This is a genomic window from Microtetraspora malaysiensis (genome assembly GCF_001528665.1).
GTDB lineage: Bacteria > Actinomycetota > Actinomycetes > Streptosporangiales > Streptosporangiaceae > Microtetraspora_A > Microtetraspora_A malaysiensis.
Window position 1 is genome coordinate 1 of record NZ_BBYJ01000009.1, and the last position, 22,812, is coordinate 22,812.

The 22,812-nt window shown below is 72.0% G+C and carries 20 protein-coding genes; 13 read left to right on the forward strand and 7 right to left on the reverse strand.

The window, feature by feature from the left end; all coding sequences use genetic code 11:
- Positions 1 to 55 precede the first annotated feature (55 nt).
- From AWQ71_RS42620 to AWQ71_RS12235, 6 genes are all read left to right on the forward strand, one after another.
- On the forward strand, positions 56 to 1,177 hold the full coding sequence (locus AWQ71_RS42620) for an HNH endonuclease (RefSeq protein WP_169806555.1): 1,122 nt from the start codon (positions 56 to 58) through the stop codon (positions 1,175 to 1,177).
- A gap of 216 nt (positions 1,178 to 1,393) precedes the next feature.
- A complete protein-coding gene (locus AWQ71_RS40075) occupies positions 1,394 to 2,173 on the forward strand; it encodes an acVLRF1 family peptidyl-tRNA hydrolase (protein ID WP_084258815.1) in 780 nt (259 codons plus the stop codon).
- A gap of 205 nt (positions 2,174 to 2,378) precedes the next feature.
- Complete coding sequence (locus tag AWQ71_RS12220; protein WP_067131631.1) at positions 2,379 to 3,977, forward strand: ABC-F family ATP-binding cassette domain-containing protein; 1,599 nt, start codon at positions 2,379 to 2,381, stop codon at positions 3,975 to 3,977.
- 114 nt (positions 3,978 to 4,091) lie between these two features.
- The gene (locus tag AWQ71_RS12225) at positions 4,092 to 4,307 is read left to right on the forward strand and encodes a helix-turn-helix domain-containing protein (RefSeq protein ID WP_061255603.1); all 216 of its coding nucleotides are present in this window, start codon (positions 4,092 to 4,094) and stop codon (positions 4,305 to 4,307) included.
- A 130-nt stretch (positions 4,308 to 4,437) separates the two neighbouring features.
- Positions 4,438 to 5,256, forward strand: coding sequence for an enoyl-CoA hydratase/isomerase family protein (locus AWQ71_RS12230; RefSeq protein ID WP_067131634.1), 819 nt, complete (start codon positions 4,438 to 4,440; stop codon positions 5,254 to 5,256).
- Between the two features lie 52 nt (positions 5,257 to 5,308).
- Entirely contained in the window at positions 5,309 to 7,189 is a 1,881-nt protein-coding gene (locus tag AWQ71_RS12235; RefSeq protein WP_084258816.1) for an ABC transporter ATP-binding protein, read from the forward strand.
- Here the strand turns inward: AWQ71_RS12235 and AWQ71_RS12240 are convergent.
- Complete coding sequence (locus AWQ71_RS12240; RefSeq protein WP_067131640.1) at positions 7,167 to 8,045, reverse strand: sulfotransferase family protein; 879 nt, start codon at positions 8,043 to 8,045, stop codon at positions 7,167 to 7,169. The genes AWQ71_RS12235 and AWQ71_RS12240 overlap by 23 nt on opposite strands.
- A 61-nt stretch (positions 8,046 to 8,106) precedes the next feature.
- On the opposite strand from AWQ71_RS12240, the gene AWQ71_RS12245 reads away from it, so the two are divergent.
- Both AWQ71_RS12245 and AWQ71_RS12250 read left to right on the forward strand, forming a co-directional pair.
- Entirely contained in the window at positions 8,107 to 9,030 is a 924-nt protein-coding gene (locus tag AWQ71_RS12245; protein ID WP_067131643.1) for a S66 peptidase family protein, read from the forward strand.
- A 42-nt stretch (positions 9,031 to 9,072) separates the two neighbouring features.
- Entirely contained in the window at positions 9,073 to 10,029 is a 957-nt protein-coding gene (locus AWQ71_RS12250) for a hypothetical protein (protein WP_245658240.1), read from the forward strand.
- Between the two features lie 20 nt (positions 10,030 to 10,049).
- Here the strand turns inward: AWQ71_RS12250 and AWQ71_RS12255 are convergent, their stop codons facing one another.
- Both AWQ71_RS12255 and yczE read right to left on the reverse strand, forming a co-directional pair.
- On the reverse strand, positions 10,050 to 11,855 hold the full coding sequence (locus AWQ71_RS12255; RefSeq protein WP_067132319.1) for a glycoside hydrolase family 15 protein: 1,806 nt from the start codon (positions 11,853 to 11,855) through the stop codon (positions 10,050 to 10,052).
- Between the two features lie 10 nt (positions 11,856 to 11,865).
- Complete coding sequence (gene yczE / locus AWQ71_RS12260) at positions 11,866 to 12,483, reverse strand: membrane protein YczE (protein ID WP_067131647.1); 618 nt, start codon at positions 12,481 to 12,483, stop codon at positions 11,866 to 11,868.
- A gap of 62 nt (positions 12,484 to 12,545) precedes the next feature.
- Here yczE and yczR point away from each other — a divergent pair, with 62 nt between their 5' ends.
- Positions 12,546 to 13,973: a MocR-like transcription factor YczR gene (yczR, locus tag AWQ71_RS12265; RefSeq protein ID WP_067131650.1), complete on the forward strand. Its 1,428-nt coding sequence runs from the start codon at positions 12,546 to 12,548 to the stop codon at positions 13,971 to 13,973.
- Here the strand turns inward: yczR and AWQ71_RS12270 are convergent.
- Both AWQ71_RS12270 and AWQ71_RS12275 read right to left on the reverse strand, forming a co-directional pair.
- Complete coding sequence (locus AWQ71_RS12270; RefSeq protein ID WP_067131653.1) at positions 13,957 to 14,571, reverse strand: trimeric intracellular cation channel family protein; 615 nt, start codon at positions 14,569 to 14,571, stop codon at positions 13,957 to 13,959. The genes yczR and AWQ71_RS12270 overlap by 17 nt on opposite strands.
- 6 nt (positions 14,572 to 14,577) lie before the next feature.
- Complete coding sequence (locus tag AWQ71_RS12275; RefSeq protein ID WP_084258817.1) at positions 14,578 to 16,047, reverse strand: peptide MFS transporter; 1,470 nt, start codon at positions 16,045 to 16,047, stop codon at positions 14,578 to 14,580.
- Positions 16,048 to 16,225: 178 nt separating this feature from the next.
- On the opposite strand from AWQ71_RS12275, the gene AWQ71_RS12280 reads away from it, so the two are divergent.
- The 3 genes from AWQ71_RS12280 to AWQ71_RS12290 all read left to right on the forward strand — a co-directional run bounded on the left by AWQ71_RS12280 (position 16,226) and on the right by AWQ71_RS12290 (position 20,056).
- Positions 16,226 to 18,052, forward strand: a complete 1,827-nt coding sequence (locus AWQ71_RS12280; RefSeq protein ID WP_067131656.1) for an AMP-dependent synthetase/ligase — start codon at positions 16,226 to 16,228, stop codon at positions 18,050 to 18,052.
- 90 nt (positions 18,053 to 18,142) lie between these two features.
- Entirely contained in the window at positions 18,143 to 18,976 is an 834-nt protein-coding gene (locus AWQ71_RS12285) for a hypothetical protein (protein ID WP_067131659.1), read from the forward strand.
- Between the two features lie 135 nt (positions 18,977 to 19,111).
- Positions 19,112 to 20,056, forward strand: coding sequence for a hypothetical protein (locus tag AWQ71_RS12290; RefSeq protein ID WP_067131662.1), 945 nt, complete (start codon positions 19,112 to 19,114; stop codon positions 20,054 to 20,056).
- 97 nt (positions 20,057 to 20,153) lie between these two features.
- Here AWQ71_RS12290 and AWQ71_RS12295 read toward each other — a convergent pair whose 3' ends face one another.
- Positions 20,154 to 20,672, reverse strand: coding sequence for an isoprenylcysteine carboxyl methyltransferase family protein (locus AWQ71_RS12295; RefSeq protein ID WP_067131666.1), 519 nt, complete (start codon positions 20,670 to 20,672; stop codon positions 20,154 to 20,156).
- An 8-nt stretch (positions 20,673 to 20,680) separates the two neighbouring features.
- Positions 20,681 to 21,736, reverse strand: a complete 1,056-nt coding sequence (locus AWQ71_RS12300) for a type III polyketide synthase (RefSeq protein ID WP_067131669.1) — start codon at positions 21,734 to 21,736, stop codon at positions 20,681 to 20,683.
- Positions 21,737 to 21,947: 211 nt separating this feature from the next.
- On the opposite strand from AWQ71_RS12300, the gene AWQ71_RS12305 reads away from it, so the two are divergent.
- Complete coding sequence (locus AWQ71_RS12305; protein WP_169806556.1) at positions 21,948 to 22,805, forward strand: GNAT family N-acetyltransferase; 858 nt, start codon at positions 21,948 to 21,950, stop codon at positions 22,803 to 22,805.
- Positions 22,806 to 22,812 lie beyond the last annotated feature (7 nt).

Genomic DNA, 22,812 nt, shown 5'->3' on the forward strand with positions numbered 1-22,812 from the left:
GGCGCGTTCAGATGCCGAAACTGACAGGAGGGCGGGTGCCCGAGGGGGTGGGAAGGTGTGGGCAGCGTCTGGTGGCGGTCATGGCGCGTTCCTCGGGTATGCGGCCGGCGAATTGCGGGTGCGGGCGTCCACGCTGATGCATCTGGACGACCTGCCCGCCGAACTGGCCGGATGGGGGCCCATTCACGCTCATCTCGCTCGTATCGTCGCCAAGCGGCAGATCGGCGGCGAGTGGCGGTTCGCCGTGTGCGATGAGGACGGGCACCTGTTGTTCGCCGGGGTTACTCGGCGTCGCCCCGGAGGCTGGCCCCGCCATCCCGGGCCCTCGGAAGCGGATCATCGTGCCGGTGCGGCGATCAACCATGCCCAAGAGATGGGGGTCGCCGGGGCATCGGAGCGAGATACGCGGGTGGTGCCGGTACGCGGTCGCGGGATCGTCGAGCTGCAGTTCCCGCTGTCCCTGCTGCGCGCGTTGCATGCCGACCTGCACGCCTTGGGCGGCTGGGCCGGCGTGGTCGCCGACGTCCTCGGCCAGTACGAGGCCGCCGACCCGGACCACGCCCCCGACGAGGGCGAGGGCAACGGCGCTGATTCCGGTCGAGGTCCCGGTGCGGGCGGGGTTGATGACGGTGCCAGTGACAGGGACGGCGGGGATGGGCGGCGGCGGTTCCCCAGAGCTGGATTGCGGCGGCACATCCAGGTCAGGGACAGGGCGTGTACGCATCCCGGCTGCCGTGCCCCGGCGATCCGGTCGGAGCTGGACCACACCCGCCCCTACGCTGCGGGCGGCTCCACGAGCGAGGGCAACCTGGCCGCCGCGTGCGCGCATGACCATGACCTGCGTGACAACGGCTGGCAGGTCGTGCAGACGGCGCCTGGTCATGTGACGTGGATCAGCCGGACGGGCCACCGGTACCCGGCCCAGCCGCCGCCGGTCATCGAACCGCTGCCCGAGCCGTTCGCCCCGGCAGGCTGGGCCCACCTCAGGCCCGCCGATTCCGGGCACGGCGCGGGCAACATCACCGACCCCGCCGTCGACGAGCTGCCCTACGTGCCGGCCTATCGGTATGAACCCGCCTGGTGGGAAGAGCCCCTCTCCAAACCGGACACGGCACAGGAGGTCACTGTTCGGCCCGGTCCGCCGGTTGACCCGGCCGAGGACATCCCGCCCTTCTGAAACACAGGGCGCAGCCACGTCCGGCAGGCCCACGCCTGCCTTTGCCTTGCCGACGGCTGCCGGCACGCCGGGTTGGGCCGTGTGCCACATGGTGCAGGGGCGTAACCGTGGGAAGCGGGTGTGGCGGGAAAGCGCGCGATGGCCGCGCCGGCGGCATCACCAGAGGTTCGCGGCGCGCCGGAGCAGCCCGGCCAGTAGGGGATAACCTCGGGTCCCATGACGGCACGACCGGCCGCGGGTGGGGGCAGATGGGTCACGGTGGCCCCGGAGCGCGTTGAGCGCTGGGCGGACGGCTTCGCGGCCCGGCACGGCGGCGCCGAGGCGATCGTGACCCCCGATCTCGTACGGCTGACCGCCGCCGACGGGGCGGTGGCCGAATTGCACGTCCCGTTCCCGCCCCTGATGCTGGCAGAAGCCCTGGAACAGGCCGCCATCCGGGCGGTTGAGCCCGAGGGCGGCGCCCGACGGGACCTGGCGCGCGTCGCCGACCAGGGGGCGGGGCACGGAGTGGGAGCGGACACCGAGCACTCCGAGGCCGCGCTTGGCGACCCGGTGGCGGCGCTCGCCGTGCACGCGCGCCGCGACCGCTTGGTCGGTGTCCTGCTCGTACGGCTCGGCGGTCACGCGGCGGGCGTGTTCGACGGGGAGCGGCTGGTGGCGTCGAAGGTCGGCTCCCGGCAGGTCCACGGCCGTAGCGCGGCGGGAGGGTGGTCGCAGCAGCGGTTCGCCCGGCGCAGGGAGAAGCAGTCGGCCGAGGCGCTGGAGGCGGCGGCCGACGTCGCCGCGCGCGTGCTGCTGCCGTACGCCGGTGAGTTGGAGGCGGTCGTGCTCGGCGGGGATCGGCGGGCGATCGACAGTGTGCGCCGTGACCGGCGGCTGGCCCCGCTGCTCGCCCTGGAGCAGCCGCCGTTCCTCACGGTGCCCGATCCTCGGCTGGCCGTTCTCAGGGAGACGCCGGCGACGTTCCGCGCGGTCCGGGTCCGCGTCGTCGGCTGAACCGGTACAGCCCGGCGACCCTGAGGAGCCGCCGTGGATCTTATGGTCCCGGGAGGAGCGGTGCGCAGGCCGTACACTGGGCGCTATGCGCGCTCCCGACTAGATCATCTCCCCGAGATCGCACGGACCCGCTCTGGCACCCCTCCGGGCGTTCGTGCGACCACGCGCCGGTCCTGACCCCACCACACGGGATGTTCCCCTGATCATGATCATTGCAACTGATATCGAGCTGCGCGCCGGGTCCCGGCTGCTCATCGAGGGCGCCTCGTTCCGGGTGAACCCGGGCGACAAGATCGGCCTGGTCGGCCGCAACGGCGCCGGAAAGACCACGCTGACCAAGGTACTCGCGGGCGAGGGCATCCCCGCCGTCGGCTCCGTCACCGCCACCGGCAGCGTCGGCTACCTTCCGCAGGACCCCCGCTCGGGCGACCTGAGCATCCTCGCTCGCGACCGCATTCTGTCCGCCCGCGGGCTGGACGATGTGCTGCGTGAGCTGCGCGCCGCCGAGCAGGGCATGGCCGCCGACGACACGCGCACCCGCGACCGGGCCGTCCGCGCGTACGGGCGGCTGGAGGACCGGCTGCATGTCCTCGGCGGGTACGCGGCCGAGTCGGAGGCCGCCTCCATCGCCTCCAGCCTCGGCCTGCCGGACCGGGTGCTCACCCAGCCCCTGGAGACCCTCTCAGGAGGGCAGCGCCGCCGGGTCGAGCTGGCCCGGATTCTCTTCAGCGGAGCGGAGACTCTCCTGCTTGACGAGCCGACAAACCACCTCGATGCCGACTCGATCGGGTGGCTTCGTGATTTTTTGCGATCTCACCAGGGCGGCTTGGTGATCATCAGCCACGATGTCAACCTACTTGAAGCGACGGTAAACCGGGTTCTGCACCTGGACGCCAACCGCTGCGTGATCGACACCTACAACGTTGGCTGGACGGCCTACCTCACCCAGCGCGAGACCGACGAGAAGCGCCGCAAGCGCGAGCGGGCCAACGCCGAGAAGCAGGCGTCGGTGCTGCTCGCCCAGGCCGACCGGATGCGGGCCAAGGCCACCAAGGCCAAGGCCGCGCAGGACATGGAGCGCCGCGCCCGCCGGATGCTGTCCGGCGTCGAGGGTGAGCGGCGCAGCGACCGGGTCGCCAAGCTGCGCTTCCCCGAGCCCGCCCCCTGCGGCAAGACCCCGCTCACCGCGGCCGGGCTGTCGAAGTCGTACGGCTCGCTGGAGGTCTTCACCGACGTGGACGCCGCCGTGGACCGCGGCTCCCGGGTGGTCATCCTGGGCCTCAACGGCGCGGGCAAGACCACACTGCTGCGCATTTTCGGCGGTCTGGAGCAGCCCGACACCGGCGAGGTGCGGCCCGGCCACGGCCTCAAGCTCGGCTACTACGCCCAGGAGCACGAGACGCTCGACCCCGACCGCACGGTCCTGGAGAACATGCGCTCGGCCGGCCCCGACCTGGCCGACGTGGACCTGCGCAAGGTGCTCGGCTCGTTCCTGTTCACCGGCGACGACGTGGACAAGCCCGCGGGCGTCCTGTCCGGCGGGGAGAAGACGCGGCTCGCCCTGGCGACGCTGGTGCTGTCGAGCGCCAACGTGCTGCTGCTCGACGAGCCCACCAACAACCTCGATCCGGCCTCGCGGGAGCAGGTCCTGTCGGCGCTGCGCTCGTATGCCGGCGCGATCGTACTCGTCACGCACGACGAGGGCGCCGTCGACGCGCTCCAGCCCGATCGGGTGATCCTCTTGCCGGACGGGGTAGAGGACGCGTGGAGTGACGAATTTTCCGATCTTGTGGCCCTCGCCTGATCTTAATTTGAGCGGGTAGGGATCTTTTCCGGCTGAGTAGGTAGCCGATCCCGCGGAAATGACTGATCATGGCCTGAGTAACGCTGCGGAAGTCTGGCACTACAGGAGGTACTCGTGGCCGAGACTCTTAAGAAGGGCACCCGGGTGACCGGGGCCGACCGTGAAAAGCTGGCCAGCGATCTCAAGAAGCGGTACGCCGCGGGTGAGAGCATCCGCGCGCTGGCCGCTTCGACCGGCCGGTCCTACGGGTTCATCCACCGCATCCTGAGCGAGTCCGGCGTGGCTCTGCGCGGGCGCGGCGGGGCGACCCGAGGGAAGTCCAAGCGCTAGAGATCCGCCTCGCGGGCGCGCGACCGCAGCCGCACGTTCCAGACGTCGTACGGTCCCGCCAAGAGCCATCAGAACGATATTCGGTAGGCTCGGGCGGGACCGCGGAAAACGACGGACGCAGGAGCTGTGGATGGCGGACGCGACACTTGGGGGGAGCACGGAGGCGATCTCGGCGGCTGAGCTCGCGGAGATCGGACTGCGCTGTGAGGTGGACGGCGAGATCGCGACCATCACCCTTGATCGGCCGGAACGGCGTAACGCTCAGACGTTCGCCACCTGGTCGGCGCTGGCCAGGATCGGGGAGAGCCTCCCCGGCCAGGTACGGGTGGTCGTGATCCGTGGTGAGGGGCCGTCCTTCTCAGCGGGCATCGATCTGCGCATGTTCACGCCCGAGGGGGTGCCCGGGCAGGGATCATTCGGTACGGTCGCCACGCTCGACGACGCAGCCTTCGAGCAGGCGGTCGCCGAGGCCCAGCGCGGTTTCCTGTGGCTTCGCCGGCCTGACATCGTCTCCATCGCCGCCGTCCAGGGTCACGCGATCGGCGCCGGGTTCCAGCTCGCGCTCTCCTGTGACCTGCGGGTCGTCGCGGAGGACGTCAAGTTCTGCATGAAGGAGCCGGCGCTCGGGCTGGTCCCCGATCTCACCGGCACCAAGCCGCTCGTCGACATCGTCGGCGTCTCCCGGGCGATCGAGATCTGCCTGACCGCGCGCACCGTCGGCGCTGACGAGGCGCACCGGCTCGGCCTGGCCGAGCTGGTGGTCCCGGGTGAGGAGCTGCCGGCGGCCGTACGGGACCTCGCCGCGGCGCTGCTCGGCACGAACCGGGACGCCGCGGCCGCGACCAAACGGCTGCTTCAGGGTGCCCCCGGCCGGACCCTGGAGGAGCAGGCCGCGGCCGAACGCGCCGAGCAGGCGCTCCGCATCCGAGCCTTGTTCGCCTCCAGCTGACTCCGGGAATGGGCGGTATCCTCCCCGGTGCTTCACAAGCGGGAGGATGAGCGTGGCGATGATGGGCGGGGGCTACGGCCCCCAGGTGATGCGGTCTCTCCGGCGTGACAGCTCGGTGACCAAGGAACGGCTCGCGCCCGGCACCGTCCGGCGCATCGCGGGGTATGCCCGGCCGTTCAAGCGGCAGATCGGCGGCTTCCTCGCGCTGGTGGTGGTCGGCGCGTTGATCGTGGTCGCCAATCCGCTGCTGATGAAGTCGGTCATCGACGACGGCATCGTGCCGCGCCGGGTCGACGTCGTGGTCTGGCTGGCCGTCGGCATCGCGGGGCTCGCCGTGGTCGACGCGCTGATCGGCCTGGCCCAGCGGTGGTTCTCCGCCCGCATCGGCGAGGGCTTGATCTACAACCTCCGCACCGAGGTCTTCGACCACGTGCAGCGCATGCCCGTGGCGTTCTTCATGCGGGCGCAGACCGGCGCGCTCGTGTCCCGGCTCAACAGCGACGTCATCGGCGCGCAGCGGGCGCTCACCAGCACCCTGTCGTCCGTGGTGTCCAACGTCGTCAGCCTGGTCGTGGTGCTCGGCGCCATGCTGGCGCTGTCCTGGCAGATCACCCTGGTCGCCCTCATCCTGCTGCCGATCTTCATCTTCCCGGCGAAATGGGTCGGGCGCCGCATGTCGGCCCTCACCCGCGAGCAGATGCAGCTCGACGCCGAGATGAGCTCGCTGATGACCGAACGGTTCAACGTCGCCGGCGCCATGGTGGCCAAGCTGTACGGCCGGCCCGAGGACGAGGCGGTCCACTTCGCCGGGCGGGCCGGACGGGTGCGCGACATCGGCGTGATCGTCGCGATGTACGGCGCGGTCTTCCGGATCGCGCTCGGCCTGGTCGCCGCGCTCGCCACCGCGCTCGTCTACGGCCTCGGCGGCGCCTTCGCCATCGGAGGCGCCTTCGAACTGGGCACGCTGGTCGCCCTCGCCGCCCTGCTGATGCGCCTGTACGGCCCGCTCACCAGCCTGTCGAACGTCCACGTCGACGTGATGACCGCGCTGGTCAGCTTCGACCGGGTCTTCGAGGTACTCGACCTGAAGCCCATGGTCGCGCAGGCGCCCGACGCCCGCCCCGTCCCCGCCGGGCCGGTGACGATCGAGTTCGACGACGTCCACTTCCGCTACCCCGCGGCGTCCGAGGTGTCGCTGGCCTCGCTCGAGTCCGTCGCCCGGCCGGACACCGGCCCGTCGCAGCCGGTGCTGCAGGGGGTGTCGTTCACGGCGCGGCCCGGAGAGCTGGTCGCCCTGGTCGGCCACTCCGGCGCGGGCAAGACCACGATCACGTCGCTGGTCTCCCGCCTCTACGACGTGAACGAGGGCGCCGTCCGGCTCAACGGACGCGACGTCAAGGACGCCACCATGGACAGCATCAGGGACACGGTCGGCGTCGTCATGCAGGACTCGCACCTGTTCCACGACACGATCGGCAACAACCTGCGCTACGCCCGGCCGGAGGCGACCGACGAGGAGATCTGGGAGGCGCTGCGGGCGGCACAGATCGTCGACCTCGTCAGCGCGCTCCCCGAGGGGCTGGACACGGTCGTCGGCGACCGCGGGTACCGGCTCTCCGGCGGGGAGAAGCAACGGGTCGCGCTGGCCAGGCTGCTGCTCAAGGCCCCCAGCGTCGTCGTGCTGGACGAGGCCACCGCCCACCTCGACTCCGAGTCCGAGGCGGCGGTGCAGAAGGCGCTGAAGATCGCGCTGGCCGGCCGTACCTCCCTGGTGATCGCGCACCGGCTCTCCACGATCAGGGAGGCCGACACGATCCTGGTGATCCAGGACGGCCAGGTCGTCGAGCGGGGCGGCCACGACGAGCTGCTCGCCCGCGACGGCGCCTACGCCGAGCTCTACCGGACCCAGTTCACAGGTAGCCCAGACGCGTGAGCTCCTCGCGCGCCACCTTCTCGGCCAGCGCGAGATCGGTGGCGGACAGCCGCGCCCGCCACGCCCCGGCCGGCGAGGGCGCCGTGCCGTACAGGGCGGCCGTGGAGAGCGGGGCCGAGAGGAACTCCGCCGTCGCCGCCACGGCCTCGCCCGGTTCGGCGAGCACGTCCTCGTAACGGAGCGTCAGCAGCTGCTCGCGGGGCAGCTCCCTGCGCAGGGTCGCGCTGAGCCGTACGGCGGCCCGCCAGCGCAGGGCGCACTTGCCCGCGGCGGGCATCTTCAGCCAGCGCTCCCGGTGCTCGGCCGATCGCACCCCGAGGAATGGGCTGGGAAATTCGGCGTCCTCGCTGAGCATGTGGGGGCGGAACCAGGTCATGCACGCGGGGTCGGCCAGCATGTCGGCGACCACGTCCCGGCCGTCCCTGACGATCTGGACGAACCTGGCGTCGGGGAACGCCCGCAGCAGCACCGGGGCGCTGTAGAGCAGATCGGGCCCGGCGTCGCCGAACACGGCGGGCGCCGGGCTTCGCACGCACGGGCCGTCCTCGACGACGCCGCTCGCCTCCCGGCAGGCGGCGGGGCACCCGGTACAGGCGTCCGGGCCGATCCGCCACGCCTCCGCCAGCGCGTCCCTGATCACGCTCGGCGCGCCGCCGCTGCGCGCGATCGACGGCCGGCGCGCGAACGCGTAGACGACGCGGGCGACGGCGGGGCGGCCCATCGTCACGTGGAAGCCGGCGGAACGTTTCAGTACGCGGGCCAGCAGGTCAGCGCCGGAATGGGGGGCGCCGAGCACGAACACCGGACGATGGACCTTGACGCCGTTGACAACCAGGATGTGTGTCGGAGGTCGCATAGGTACGGCTAGTCTGACACCCTTTGCGAGGTGAACGAACGCAGCGACACCGGGTCGTGTCGTGGTTGAACGTCCGCGCCGGCTGCGTCCCGGCGACACCGTCGCCGTCGTCGCCCCCTGCGGTCCGGTGGATCCCGAGCGGCTGGAACGCGGCACCGGCGTTCTTCGCGGGCTCGGCCTCAACGTGATCGTCGGCTCGCGGGCGCTCGGCAGGCAGGGGTTCCTCGCCGGCCCCGACTCCGCCCGGGCCGCCGACCTCCAGGCCGCCTGGTGCGATCCGCAGGTGTCCGCGGTGATCTGCGCCAGAGGCGGCTACGGCGCCACCCGGCTGTTCGGGGCGCTGGACTGGGACGCGATGCGCGCCGCCGGGCCGAAGATCCTTCTCGGGTCGAGCGACGTCACCGCGCTCCACCGGGCGTTCGCCGCGGAACTCGGCGTCGCGACGCTCTTCGGCCCGATGCCCGCCTGCTTCCTCCTCGGCGTCCCGGAGGGCCCCGAGCCGGAGACGCTGGCCCGGCTCCGCGCGGCGCTGTTCGCGGGCGAGCGGCCCGAGCCCGTCCACGGGGACCGGGTCCTCCTCCAGGGCCGGGCCGAGGGCCCGCTGGGCGGCGGCAACCTCAGCCTGCTCGCCGCTCTCTGCGGCACGCCGTACAGCTTCCGCGCGGACGGCCACATCGTCCTCCTGGAGGACGTGGGGGAGGTGCCGTACCGGATCGATCGGATGCTGACGCAGCTCCTGCAGGCGGGCGTCCTGGACGGCGCGGCGGGGTTCGCGCTCGGGTCGTGGACGCGCTGCGGGGACCCGGACGAGGTGCTCGACGTGGTGGCCGGGCGGCTGGCCCCGCTCGGCGTCCCGATCGTCGCCGGCCTCCCCATCGGCCACGGCTCACCACAGTTCAGTGTGTGGATGGAGGCGGATGGGGTTATTGATACGCAATCGTGTTCTCTGACTGGTCTCTTCCGCTATCCGGAGCGGGCACCCTGAAACGCGCCCGGAAAAATCCTGGCGCGGCGGAGGGATGGTGCTTTGGGACTCTTGCGGCGACTGCGCGGCCGGAAGCGGCCTGACCTTCCCGCACCGAGATCCGTCGAGGACGTCGACCTCGACTCCCTGCTCGCCCTGGTCGCCGAGACCATGGGCTTCACCTGCTCGTTCGCCCCGAACGGGACGTCCCTGACGATGGGCTCCCCGCCGCTCGGCGACGGCCGGGACGACCGGCCGGGCCAGATGCGGGTGGTCAACCTGGTCGGGCTGCGGCGCGAGGCCGCCCGCCGGTCCCGCGAGGACTGGCCGATGCTCGTCTCCGAGCACCTCGCCCACGCCGTGTCGGGCGAGCCGTTCGACGCGTGCAACCTGGCGCCGATCCGGCCGCTGCTGCGCACCCGGGTGCGCGCCGCCGACGACCCGGCGATCCCCGACCCGTCCCGGATCATCGGCCGCCATCTCAGCGCCGACCTGATCGAGGTGCTCACCATCGGAGCCCGGCCGGTACGCCCCGAGGAGGCGTTCTGCTGGCCCATCCCCCCGGCCGAGGCGCTCGACGTCGCCGTGGCCAACGCGCTGGCCGACGAGCGGCCCGCGGTGTCGCGGATCGACCTCGGCGGGGTGCGGGCGGGGCTGCTCGCCGCGCCCAGCGCGGCGGCGCACCTGCGCAGCCTGGAACGCTACGTGCCGGTCCCCGACGACGGCATGCTGGTCGCGCTGCCCCACCCCGGCGTGCTGGCCCTCCACCCCGTGGACGGCATCGGCGTGGTGCGCGCGATCGAGCGGCTGCGGATCTTCGCCCAGCGGGAGTACGACGAGCGGCGCGACGGGCTCAGCCCCCACGTCTACTGGTGGCACATCGACGCCGGGCACGGGTGGCGGCTCACCCGCATCCAGGCGGACGTGATCGCGCAGGACGGCCAGACCCGCCTCGTCATCGCGCCGCCGCCGGAGTTCGCCCGGCTGCTGGCCAGGATCGCCGGCCAGGCCCGGCCCTGAGCCCGGGGCCTGGGTCGGGGTCAGAGGCTGAGGGCCTGCGCGGTGTGGATCAGCGGCACGTGGCTGAACGCCTGCGGGAAGTTGCCCGCCAGCCGGCCCCGGCGCGGGTCGTACTCCTCGGCGAGCAGGCCGACGTCGTTGCGCAGCGACAGCAGCCGCTCGAACAGCTCGACCGCCTCCCTCCTGCGGCCCACCATCGCCCGGGCCTCGGCCAGCCAGAAGCTGCAGGCGAGGAACGCGCCCTCGCCGCCCGGCAGGCCGTCCACCGGGTTGTCCTCGGCGGTCGGATAGCGCAGCACGAAGCCGTCCGCCATCAGCTCGCGCTCGATCGCCTCGATCGTGGAGCGCACCCGCGGGTCCTGCGGCGGGAGGAAGCCGACGATCGGGATCATCAGCAGCGCCGCGTCCAGCTCGCGTGAGCCGTACGACTGGGTGAAGGTGCCGCGCTCGGAGTCGTAGCCCTTGTGGCACACCTCGGCGTGGATGCGGTCGCGCAGCGCCGTCCAGCGCTCGATCGGGCCGGTGCGCTCCAGCTCGCGGACCAGGCGGACGGCGCGGTCGGCGGCCACCCACGCCATGACCTTGGAGTGGACGAAGTGCCGCCGGGGGCCACGGACCTCCCACAGACCCTCGTCCGGCTTCTCCCATCCGCTCTCCAGGAAGTCCATCAGCTTGCGCACCAGCGACCAGGCGTGGCCGTTGGGCGGCAGCCCCCCGCGGCGGGCGACGTACAGGGAGTTGACCACCTCGCCGTAGACGTCGAGCTGGAGCTGGCTCGCCGCACCGTTGCCGATGCGGACCGGGCGGGACTCCTCGTAGCCCGCGAGCCAGTCGAGCGTCATCTCGGGCAGCCGCCGCTCGCCGGCCACGCCGTACATGATCTGCAGGTCCTCGGCGCGGCCGGCGATGGCGCGCAGCAGCCACTCGCGCCAGGCGCGGGCCTCGTCGAGGTAGCCGGTGCCGACGAGGGCGTCGAGGGTCATCGTGGCGTCGCGCAGCCAGCAGTAGCGGTAGTCCCAGTTGCGCACGCCGCCGAAGTCCTCCGGCAGCGAGGTCGTGGGGGCGGCGACGATGCCGCCGGTCGGAGAGTAGGTCAGCGCCTTGAGGGTGATCAGCGAGCGGACCACCGCCTCGCGCCAGCGGCCCTTGTAGTCGCAGGTGGAGACCCACTCCTTCCAGAGCTGCTCGGTCTCCGTCAACTGCTCGAACGCGTCGATGCGCTCGGGGCCGTCCAGGTGGGAGGGGTGCCAGGTGAACACGAACGGCACCCGGTCCCCGGCCGAGACGGTGAAGGTCCCGGTGTGGCGGTAGTCGCCGCCCTTCAGCGGGACGGCGGAGTGCAGCCACACCGAGTCGGGTCCGCCGACGGCCAGCAGATGGCCGTCCACGCGGCGGACCCAGGGCACGATCCGGCCGTAGTCGAAGCGGATGCGGATATCGGTGGCCATTTCGACGCTGCCCGACAGGCCCTCGACGATCCGGACCAGGTCGGGGTTGGACTGCCGGGGCGGCATGAAGTCGATCACTTTGACCGCGCCGGTCGGCGTCTCCCACACGGTCTCCAGGATCAATGTCTCGTCCCGGTAGGACCGCCGGGTGGCCATGGGCTCCGGTTCGCCCCCGCCGCCTCGGCCGCCCGGGCCGTTCGCGCCGAAGGCGCTCGCGGGGGCGAGCTTCCAGCGGCCGTTGGACGCGTCGCCGAGGAGGGCGGCGAAGCAGGCGGGGGAGTCGAACCTGGGGAGGCAGAGCCAGTCGATCGAGCCGTTCCGCCCCACGAGGGCGGCGGACTGCATGTCGCCGATGAGCGCGTAGTCCTCGATCCGCATGCGGATCACGCTAATACGTACGGGAAGGATCGGCGCGCAGAGCTTTCATGAAGAACTGGGTCGTGGGCCCGATCGTGAGGGCGAAGATGATCGTCCCGACGCCGACGGTGCCGCCCAGGAGCCAGCCCACGGCGAGCACGGTCAGCTCCACCAGGGTTCTGGCCACGCGGATGGACAGGCCGAGGCGGTGCAGCCCGGTCATCAGCCCGTCGCGCGGCCCCGGCCCGAAGCCGGCGCCGATGTAGAGACCGGACGCGGCGGCGATGCAGACGATGCCGCCGAGCAGGAACGCCCACTTCACCACCCAGAAGGACGGCGCGGGCACCAGCGCCATGGTGGCGTCGGCGCAGGTCCCGACCACCAGCACGTTGCTGATCGTGCCGAGGCCGGGGCGCTGGCGCAGCGGGATCCACAGCAGCAGCACGAGGGCGCCGACGAGGTTGATGCACAGGCCCATCGACCAGCCGGTGCGGATGGACATCCCCTGGTGGAACACCTCCCAGGGATCGAGGCCGAGCCCGGAGTGGACCAGCAGGCCGATCCCGGCGCCGTAGCCGGCCAGCCCGACGTACAGCCGCAGGAGCCGGGTGGGCAGCGAGCCGGCACGGGGCAGTGAGAGTTCGCTCATAGTGGTCCCATGGTCCGGGCCATTGACTTGTAAATAAAGGGCCAATCAGGACAATTGGCTTTATGGACCGATATCTTAGTGCGCGGCAACTGGCCCGCCTTGTCCAGGTCCCGGCCGAGACGCGGCCCTACTACAAGGCACTCGCCGAGTCGGTGCGGTCACTGATCCTCGACGGCCGCCTCGCCGTACGCGTGCGGCTGCCCGCCGAGCGGCACCTCGCCGAGGAGCTGGGCGTCAGCCGCACCACGGTCACCACCGCCTACGACCGGCTGCGGGAGCAGGGCTACCTGGAGAGCCGCCAGGGGGCCGGAAGCTGGACCGCGCTGCCCGACCCCGCCGCGCTCGGCGTCGAGGGCCCCTGGGTCGTGTCCGACGACGAGGGACGGCTGCCGCTGCACTGCGCCGCGCCGCCCGCCACGCCGTACCTCGGGGACGCCATCGCGGCGGCGGCCGAGGCCTACCACCGGTACGCGCTGGGCATGGGGTACGACCCGATCGGGGTCGCGCCGCTGCGGGAGGCCGTCGCCCGCAGGTACCGCGAGCGCGGCGTCGCCACCCGCCCCGAGCAGATCATGATCACCGCGGGCGCCCAGCACGCCATCCACCTCGTCATGTCGCTGCTCGTCGGCCCGCAGGACCCGGTGCTGGTGGAGTCGCCCACCTTCTCGCACGCCATCGACGTCGCGCGGCTGCGCGGCGCCCGGCTCGTCCCGGTCGGCATCCAGGAGGACGGCTGGCACCTCGACCTGCTGGAGTGCGCGCTCCGGCAGTCGGCCGCCCGGCTCGCGTACGTCATCCCGGACTTCCACAACCCCACCGGCCACCTGATGGGGGACGAGGACCGGGCCGCGCTGGTGGCCGCCGCACGCCGTAACGATGCCATCCTGCTGGCCGACGAGACCTGGGCCGAGCTGGCGCTCGACGACGTCGGCCCCCGCAGGCCGCTCGCCTCCTTCGACACCGACGGCCGGGTGATCAGCATCGGCTCCGCGTCCAAGCTCTGGTGGGGTGGCCTGCGCGTCGGCTGGATCCGCACCACCGCCGCGCTGGTCCGCAGGCTCGCCCTCTTCCGGGCGTCCGTGGACATCTCGGGCGCGATCGTCGAGCAGCTCGCGGTGACCCACCTGTTCGACCGCCTGGAGGAGACCCGCGCCGACCGGTGCCGCTCGCTGCGCGCCTCACGAGCGGCGCTCGCCGCGGCGTTGCACGCGGAGCTGCCCTCGTGGACGTTCACGCCGCCGCCCGGAGGCGGCTCACTGTGGATCAGGCTGGACGCGCCGGTCGCCACCCCGCTCGCCGACGCGGCCGCGGCGCGGGGCGTGCGGATCGCGCCCGGCCCGTGGTTCGGCGTGGACGGGACGCTCGAACACTACGTCAGGATCCCGTTCACCCAGCCGCCCGACGTGCTCACCGACGCGGTCCACCGCATCGCCGCCGGCACCGGCTCGTACGGCTACCGTCCGGCCGAGCCGCTCACACCGACCCTCTGAGGCCCCACGCCAGGGGCGCGCGCCAGCCGTACCGCATGGCGAGGATGCGGAACGTGAAGGCGAGCACGGCCGAGGACAGGGTGGCGACGAACCCGCGCACGCCAGCCGTGTACAGCACGGCCATCGCGGTCGCGCCGAGCATCGCGGGCAGGGCGTAGAGCTGGCGGTCGTAGAGCAGGGTCGGCATCTCGCCGGACAGGACGTCGCGGATGACGCCGCCGCCGACCGCCGTGCAGACGCCGAGGAGCACGGCGTGCAAGGGGGCCATGCCGGAGTGCAGCGCCTTGGTCGTCCCGACCGCGCAGAACAGGCCGAGGCCCGCCGCGTCGAACACCAGTACGCCCGGCATGACCCGCTCGACCCGTGAATGCCAGAAGAACGCGACGACGGTGGCCGCGATCGGCACCAGGAGATATCCGGTGTCGCGGAACGCGGCGGGCGGCACGCCGATGAACAGGTCGCGCATGATGCCGCCGCCGACGGCGGTGAAGAAGGCCAGGACCGCCATGCCGACAACGTCGAGCCGTTTGCGGACGCCTTCCAGCGCGCCGGACAGGGCGAAGACAAAGATTCCGGCGAGGTCGAGCACGTGGTTCACGTCTGTTCAGTCTCCCATAAGCCGGGAGAGTCTCCGAGCGCAGGCCAGCATGACGAGACCCGCGATCACCGCGAAGATGGCGAGGATCAGGAAATACCACGGCATCGGCACCACGCGGGTGAGCCGGTACGCCTGGCCGCCGATGGAGTCGCCCAGGGCGACCGCGAGGAACCAGACGCCCATCATCTGGTTGACGAACGCTTGCGGGGCGAGCTTGTTGGTGACCGACAGCCCGACCGGGCTGATGAACAGCTCGCCGAGCGTCTGCACGAGGTACACCGAGATCAGCCACATGATCGACACCTTGGTCCCGCCGGACGCCGCGTCCGCCGCCAGGGCCATCACCACGAAGCTGAGGCCGACCAGCACGAGCGCGGCCGCGAACTTGAGCGGCGTGCCGAACCGGTCGCCCGCCTTGATCCAGATCTCCGCGAACACCGGCGCCAGGATGATGATCGCGAGCGAGTTGACGTTGGACACCCACCCGGCCGGGATCTCGAAGCCGAGGACGTTCAGGTCGGTCTGATGCTGGGCGAAGAGCGTGAGCGCCCCGCCCGCCTGGTCGTAGATCATCCAGAAGATCGCGGCCGCGATGAACAGCCACAAGTACGCGACCAGCCGGGTCCGCTCCCGCGGCGTGATCTCGTGCGAGCCCAGGAACAGGAAGGCGAAGTACGCCGCGGGCACCGCGGCGGACACCACGGTCAGCACGATGGTGAACCGGTCGAGGTTGAGGGTGCCGGTGACCGCCCACAGGACCATCGCCGCGACCGCCGCGCCTCCCGAGGGCAGCGCGACCCGGACGAACCGGGCGCGTTCCTCCGGGGTCAGCCGGTGCTCCGCGTGCTCGCCCGCGCCCTTCAGATGCCGCTTGCCCAGCACGTACTGCAGGAGCCCGAAGGCCATGCCGACCGCCGCCGCGCCGAACGCGAGGTGCCAGCGGTCGCCCCGCTGGAGCCACGGCACCACCTGGATCCCGGCGAACGCCCCGACGTTGACGCCCATGTAGAACACCGAGTAGCCCGAGTCGCGCCGGGCGTCGTCCTCGTGCCGGTAGAGGTCGCCGACCATCGCCGAGATGTTCGGTTTCATCATGCCACTGCCCAGCGCGATCAGGATGAGGCCGAGCCACACGAACCCGCCGCCGGACGGTACGGCCATGCTCACGTGCCCGGCCATGATGACGCTCCCGCCGTACAGCACGGCCCGGCGCGCGCCGAAGACCCGATCGGAGAGCCAGCCGCCGGCCAGGGCGAGCAGGTAGACCGAGGCGATGTAGACGCCGTAGACGCCGATCGCGGTCACCCCGGGCAGTCCCATCCCGCCGCGGGCCGGGGAAGCGGTGAGGAAGAGCACGAGGATCGCGCGCATCCCGTAATAGCTGAAGCGCTCCCACATCTCGGTGCCGAACAACGTCGCCAGGCCGCGCGGATGCCCGAAGAACGTCCGCTCACGCGCTCCCGTCTGCGACTCCATGCCCTGTTCCCACACGCCCAGGACCACCCCCGAACCGCCCCCGGCGGGTATTACCGATGTCTGCCCCGTCGTGCTGCGAGCAAGCGCGAAACGTCGAGAGAAGTGGGTCTTGTCGCTGCGCGTCCGATGTGGTGCGATGCATGCCACTCGTCCAAGACTCCACGCACTTGGAGGCGCGATGCCCGGGGTCCTTGAGGAGCGCGCCGCGATCGAAAGCGAGATCGCGGGCCTGACGATCTGTGCACAGCTGAGGCGGACCGCCGCCGAACATCCCGACGCCCCCGCCTACTCCGATCCCGTGGAAGGCGGCTGGCGCACGCTGAGCTACGCCGAGGCACGGCGGCGGGTCCTGGAGATCGCCGCCGCGTACGCCGCGCTGGGCGTCGACCCCGGCGACGCGGTCGCCCTGATGATGGTCAACCGCAGCGAGCACGTCCTGGCCGACCTCGGGGCGGTCCACGCGGGCGCGTTCGCCTGCTCGGTCTACAGCACCTTCACCGCCGACCAGGTGGCGTACATCGCCCATGACGTCGGGGCCAGGGTGGCCGTCGTCGGCTCCGCCGAGCTGGCCCGGTGGGAGCCGATCCTGCCGCGGCTGCCCCTGCTGGAGAAGGTCGTCGTGCTCGACGGGACGCCTCCCCGCGACGACCGCTTCCTGAGTTGGGACGACTTCCTCGCCCTCGGGGCGGAGCGGCTGGCGGCCGACCCGGAGGCCGTCGAGGCGCGCTGGCGGGCGGTCGGCCCCGGCGACGTGGCGACCGTCCTGTACACCTCCGGCACCACCGGTGACCCGAAGGGCGTCCCCCTCACCCACGCGAACCTGGCCTACGAGGCCGTAGCCACCGACAGGATGACGAACCTGCCGTCCTTGGGCGCACAGATCTCCTACCTGACCTACGCCCACATCGCCGAGCGTGTGCTCAGCCTCTACCTGCCGCTCTTCAAGGTCTCCCACGTCCACTTCTGCACCGACCTGGCGAACCTGGCCCCGACGCTCGCCCAGGTCAGGCCGGTGATGTTCTTCGGCGTGCCGCGCGTCTGGGAGAAGATGGCCGCCCGGCTCCAGGCGCTGCTCGCCACCCAGCCGGAAGAGCGGCAGGAGCAGGTCCGCGCGGCCATGACCGCCGGGCTCGCCTACGTCGAGGCCGGCCAGTACGGCTCGTCCGTCACGCCGGAGATCCAGGCCGCCTACGACCGGGCGGACGCCGCGCTGCTGTCGTCCATCAGGTCGCTGATCGGCTTCGACCGGGCGAGCTGGCTCGCCACCGCCGCCGCGCCCCTGCCGGCCGAGGTACAGCGCTTCTTCGCCGGCCTCGGCATGAAGGTCATCGACGTGTACGGCATGACCGAGACGACCGGCGCGTTCACCGCCAACACCCCCGCGGCGTACAAGCTGGGTTCGGTCGGCCGGGCCGAGCCGGGCGTCGAGGTGCGGATCGCCGGGGACGGCGAGATCCTCACCCGCGGCCCGCTCAACACCGGCGGCTACCTCAACCGGCCGGACGAGGGGCTCTTCGACGCGGACGGCTGGCTGCGCACCGGCGACGTCGGCTCCATCGACGCGGACGGCTTCGTCCGGATCGTGGACCGCAAGAAGGAGCTGATCATCACCGCGGGCGGCGAGAACATCTCGCCGGCCAACATCGAGAACACGCTCAAGGCGCACCCCCTGATCGGGCAGGCCCTCGCGTACGGCGACCGCCGGCCGTACCCGGTGGCGATCCTGACCCTGGACGCCGAGGTGGCCCCGGGGTGGGCGCGGGCGCGCGGCATCGAGTTCGACGACTTCGCCGAGCTGGCCGGGCACCCCGACGTGCTGAAGGCGGTCGAGACCGCCGTCGACGCGGCGAACGCCAAACTGGCCCGGGTGCAGCAGGTGAAGAGGTGGCGGCTGCTGCCCGTCGAGTGGACGCCGGAGACCGAGGAGCTCACGCCAAGCCTGAAGCTCAAACGGCGGGTCATCCACGCGAAGTACGCCGACCTGATCGCCACGCTGTACGAGTGAGCCGGACGAGCCGGATCGGGTGACGTTTTGCCATCCGGGGTGGGTTTCCACCCCGGGGGCATTACCCGGGCCTGCCTACGGTCTTCGGCCATGAGCAGACGTCTAATCGCCAGGGCGGCCGTCGCGGCCGCCGTCCCGCTGGCCGCCCTCGGGGCGGCGCAGACACCGGCGTTGGCCGACGACGAGCTGGCCATCCGATCCGTCACCGTGCAGCCGGGCGACCCGGTCGTCGGCCCGTCGGGATCAGTGAAGCTGGTGGTCGACGTGGTCGCGCGCGGGGCGCGCGGCGACCGCGCGGTCACCGTCAAGGTCGAGCCCGGCCCGCCGCCGGCCGCCTCCAACGGACAGTCCCCGGGCGCCGCCCCGGCCGTCGTCCCGCCCCGGCCCGGGGCCGCCCCGATGCGCCCGCTCATCGACGGGAGCACCGGCTCCGTCTCCGTCTCGGGCACGCGGTCCACCCAGGGCGGCCAGGGCGTGGGACGGTCCACCGGGTGGGAGAAGTGGCGGTTCCAACCTGAGGTGGGGCTGTCCCGCTGGTACCCGAGCGGCCAGTGGACCGTGGTCGCCACCGCCAAGGGCGCGAACGGCGCCACCGTCAACAGCTACACGACCTTCTACCTCCGCCGGTCGACGCGGTTCGAAGGCATCAACGTGAACCGCGGCGGCGACGGCACGCGCGTCACCGGGACCCTCATGCGGGTCGACCCGAAGGGCCAGGTCGACTACCGGCCGTTCGCCGGGCAGGAGGTCACGATCCGATTCCGCGAGTCGGGCGCGGCCGACTGGAGGAACATGGGGACCGCCGTCACGAACAAGGACGGCTGGTTCGAGAGCCGGGCGCCGGTCAAGACCGGGGGCACCTGGCAGGTCGAGTTCGGGGGGACCGCGCACTACGGTTCGGACACCGGTGTCGCCTCAGGGTGATATCACCCTATTTAGAAGGCTAGTTGCGAATTTGTGATGTTTTAGGGGCAACTTTTCTCTTCCTTTACACGTCTCTTGACGTAAGCGCGCCCCGTGCCGGGGCGCGTTCACAAACGGGGAGAGGAAAGAACCCTCATGGTGAAACGCATCACCGCCACTCTGGCGGTGGCTGTCATGGGCGCCACGGCGCTCGCGACGGCCACGCCGGCCTTCGCGAACGCGCCGAACGCCACCCGCGGCCCGAGCCCGCAGGTCTCCCAGACGCCCGACGCCTCCTTCTACCGGGCCGACTCCCGGATCGTGTCGGTCGACGTCAGCCCCGGCACGGTCGTCGTCGGCCGGCGCGGCTCGGTCAGCGTCACCGCGACCGTCCGGACCAAGGACGTCAAGGACGTCAAGATCGAGGTCGTGGAGCCCCGGGGCGGCGGCCACGGCGGCGGCCACGGCCACGGGGTGGCGCGCAAGGACGACAACCCGGAGCGGCTGCGCGGGGCCAAGTGGGACACGAAGTCGCAGTCCTGGAACTTCGACTGGAGCCACAGGACGGGCACCTGGACCGTCCACGTCGAGGCGTTCGGCTACGACGGCAAGGTCATCACCGCCGACCGGACCTTCTCCGTGAAGCACGACGACCGGCAGCGTCCGTCCGAGCCGAAGGGGCCGAAGGCCACCCGCATCGACAGCTTCACCGCCTCCCCCAAGTCGGTTCGGAAGGGGAGCCGGCTTGACCTGCGGGGCAAGCTCGAGGTCGCGCAGTGCTACAGCGACTGGTACTACGACTGGAACGGCTACAGCGGCAGCTGGGGCCGGGGTAAGGACTGCCGCGAGGGCCAGGGCTACTGGCACGACTGGCACTGGCTCGGCGGCAAGGACATCACGGTCTACTTCCAGCCTCAGGGCTCCCGGCGCTGGAAGTACGTCCAGACCGCCAAGACCGACGGCTCCGGCCGCTTCGCGACCAAGGTCCGGGCCACCCAGTCCGGCACCTGGGCCGTGCGCTTCGACGGCGACCGCCGGCTGAAGGGCTCCGAGGCGTCCGCCTACGTCAAGGCCACCGGCCACGGATGGGGCCACCGCTAAACGGAGGACATGACGGCGCGTACCGGCGCCGCCACGACTCGGCCCGGCTCCCTCATGGGAGCCGGGCCTTCCGTCTTCTCTTCTCCGGAGCCGTTCTTCACCGGGCCGCGGCCGCGAGGGCGGCGTCCTCGCACCTGATCCGGACCGCCATCAGGGCCGCGTTGAGTACGGTGAACCCGATCGCCGTCAGCCACGCGGAGTGCACCAGCGGCAGCGCCACGCCCTCCACCGCCACGGCCACATAGTTGGGATGGCGTAACCGGCCCAGCCGGTACGGCCCGCGCCGCACCGGCGGCATCCCCGGCACCACGATCACGCGGGTGTTCCATCGGGAGCCGAGCGTGGCGACGCACCACCAGCGCAGTCCCTGCGCGGCCAGGACCAGGGCGAGCATGGGCAGGCCGAGCGCCGGGACGAACGGCCGACCGGCCAGGCGTACCTCGACCAGGCAGGAGACGAGCAGCCCGGTGTGCAGCGCCACCAGCGCCGGGTAGTGGCCGCGTCCGCTGACCACACCGCCCCGGGCCAGGCTCCACCGGGTGTTGCGCCGGGCCACGACCAGCTCGGCGACGCGTTCCGCCGCCACCGCGAGAACGAGCAGGGCGTACCAGCTCACGGCGTCGCCTACCAGCGGAGCAGGACGAGTTCGGAGCAGAAGCCGGGGCCCATCGCGAGCAGGACGCCCGGCGTGCCCGGAGGCGGCGGCTGCGGTGACGCCATAGTGTCCCGCAGCACGAACAGCACCGAGGCGGAGGAGAGGTTCCCCGCCTGGGCGAGCGAGCGCCAGGTCATGTCCAGCGCGCCCTCGGGCAGGTCGAGGGCGGCGGCGACGGCCTGGAGCACCTTCGGGCCGCCGGGGTGGCAGACCCAGGCCGTCACGTCCTTCGTCGTCAGCCCCTGGTCGGCCAGGAACTCGCGCATGTCGTCGGCCAGGTGCTCGCGGACCAGCTCGGGGATGCGCACGTCCAGCACCACCTGGAAGCCGCTGTCGCGCACGTCCCAGCCCATCACCCCTTCGGAGTCGGGATAGAGGCGGCTGCGCGTGGCCACCACGGCGGGGCCGGAGCCGGCCCGCTCGTCGCCGCACGCCACGACGGCGGCGGCGCCGTCCCCGAAGAGGCCGCTCGCGATCAGGTTCGCGATCGAGCTGTCCTCGCGTTGCAGGGTGAGGGAGCAGAGCTCCACCGTGAGCAGTACGGCGACCTCGCCGGGCGCGCCGCGCAGGTAGTCGTGCAGCCGCGCGATCCCGGCCGCTCCGGCGACGCAGCCGAGGCCGAAGACCGGGAGCCGCTTGACGTCGGGGCGCAGCCCGAGCCGCCCGGCCATCCTGGCGTCCAGCGAGGGCGCGGCCACGCCGGTGGTGGAGGCGACGATGATCAGGTCCACGTCGGAGCCCTCCAGGCCGGCCGCCTCGAGCGCGGCGGCGACCGCCTCCGCCCCCAGATCGACCGCGGCGTCGACGTAGACCTCGTTCGCCGCGCCGAATCCGTCGAGTTTGGCGTACTTCTCGATCGGCAGCACGAGGTGGCGCTCACGGACGCGGGTGCTCGTGTGCAGCCGGTCGAGGAGGGGGCGGACGTCCTCCGGGATCGGGCACAGCTCCGCCAGCCGGTCGGTGATCTCCTCCTGGGCGTACCGGTTCGGGGGGAGGACGCACTCGACGGCGGTGATTCGCGGCATCGAAACCCCCTAAGACGGGAGATGTGTGCCATTTATCACTATTTGCCCGGTTTGATGGGAGTTATGCCTGGGATCCGCCCGCACCGGACCGGGCCCAAGGCCCGCGGGGCGCGGAAAGAGGGGGCGGAGCCGCTCCGGGAGAGATCGCGTCACTATTTCGCGTCCTTCCGGGGGAGGGCTTCCAGGCTGAGAGCTGTGGCACAGTATGGCCGTGACAAACACGTACATAAGGGGCGCAACCCTCGAGGACCTCGACGCCATCGCGGCGGTGGCCGTGGCCACCGGCCAGGGAGAGGAGTGGACCGGAGCCGATCCGGCGTACGTCGGTCACCTGCTGGCCCACGGCCGGGTGGTCGTCGCCGAGCAGAACGGCACGGTGACCGGGTTCGGCGCGACCCGCAGGATCGGCGACGGGCCGGACGCGGTGACGATGCTCTGCGACCTGTTCGTCGACCCCCGATCCCACGGCCGCGGAGCGGGGAACGCGATGCTCAGGGCCCTCTGGCAGGACACCCCCCGGCGCATGACGTTCAGCAGCCTGCACGCGCACGCGCTGCCGCTGTACACGAGGTCCGGCCTGGACGCCTGGTGGCCGCTCCTCTACCTGGGCGGCGACGTGCGCGCCCTTCGCCTCCCGCGCGGCTGGACCGTCTCGGAGACCGGTCCCGGCGAGGTCGCCGCGCTGGAACTGGAGTGGACCGGCGTGGACCGGGCCGCCGACCACGCCGCCTGGGTGGCCCGTCCCGGCGGACGGGCGCTCCTCGTCTCCCGTGACGGCGCGGTGGTCGCCGCCGCCGCCGTGGGCGGCGCCGAGCCCGAGTACGGCGTCACCCACCTGGCCGCGGACCCCGCGGCGGGCGCCAACGCGGTCAGGGACGCGGTCGTCGCCGTGCTCGCGACGCTGGACCCGCCCGGAGGCCGGGCCACGGTCTGCCTGCCCGCGCCCCACGTGGCGACCCGCCCCCTGCTCGCCGCGGGATGGCACAGCGACTCCATGGACGTCTTCATGGCCACCGACCCCGGCCTCCTCGACCCGCGCCGCAGCGTTCCCTCACCCGCCCTCGCCTGACGCGGGG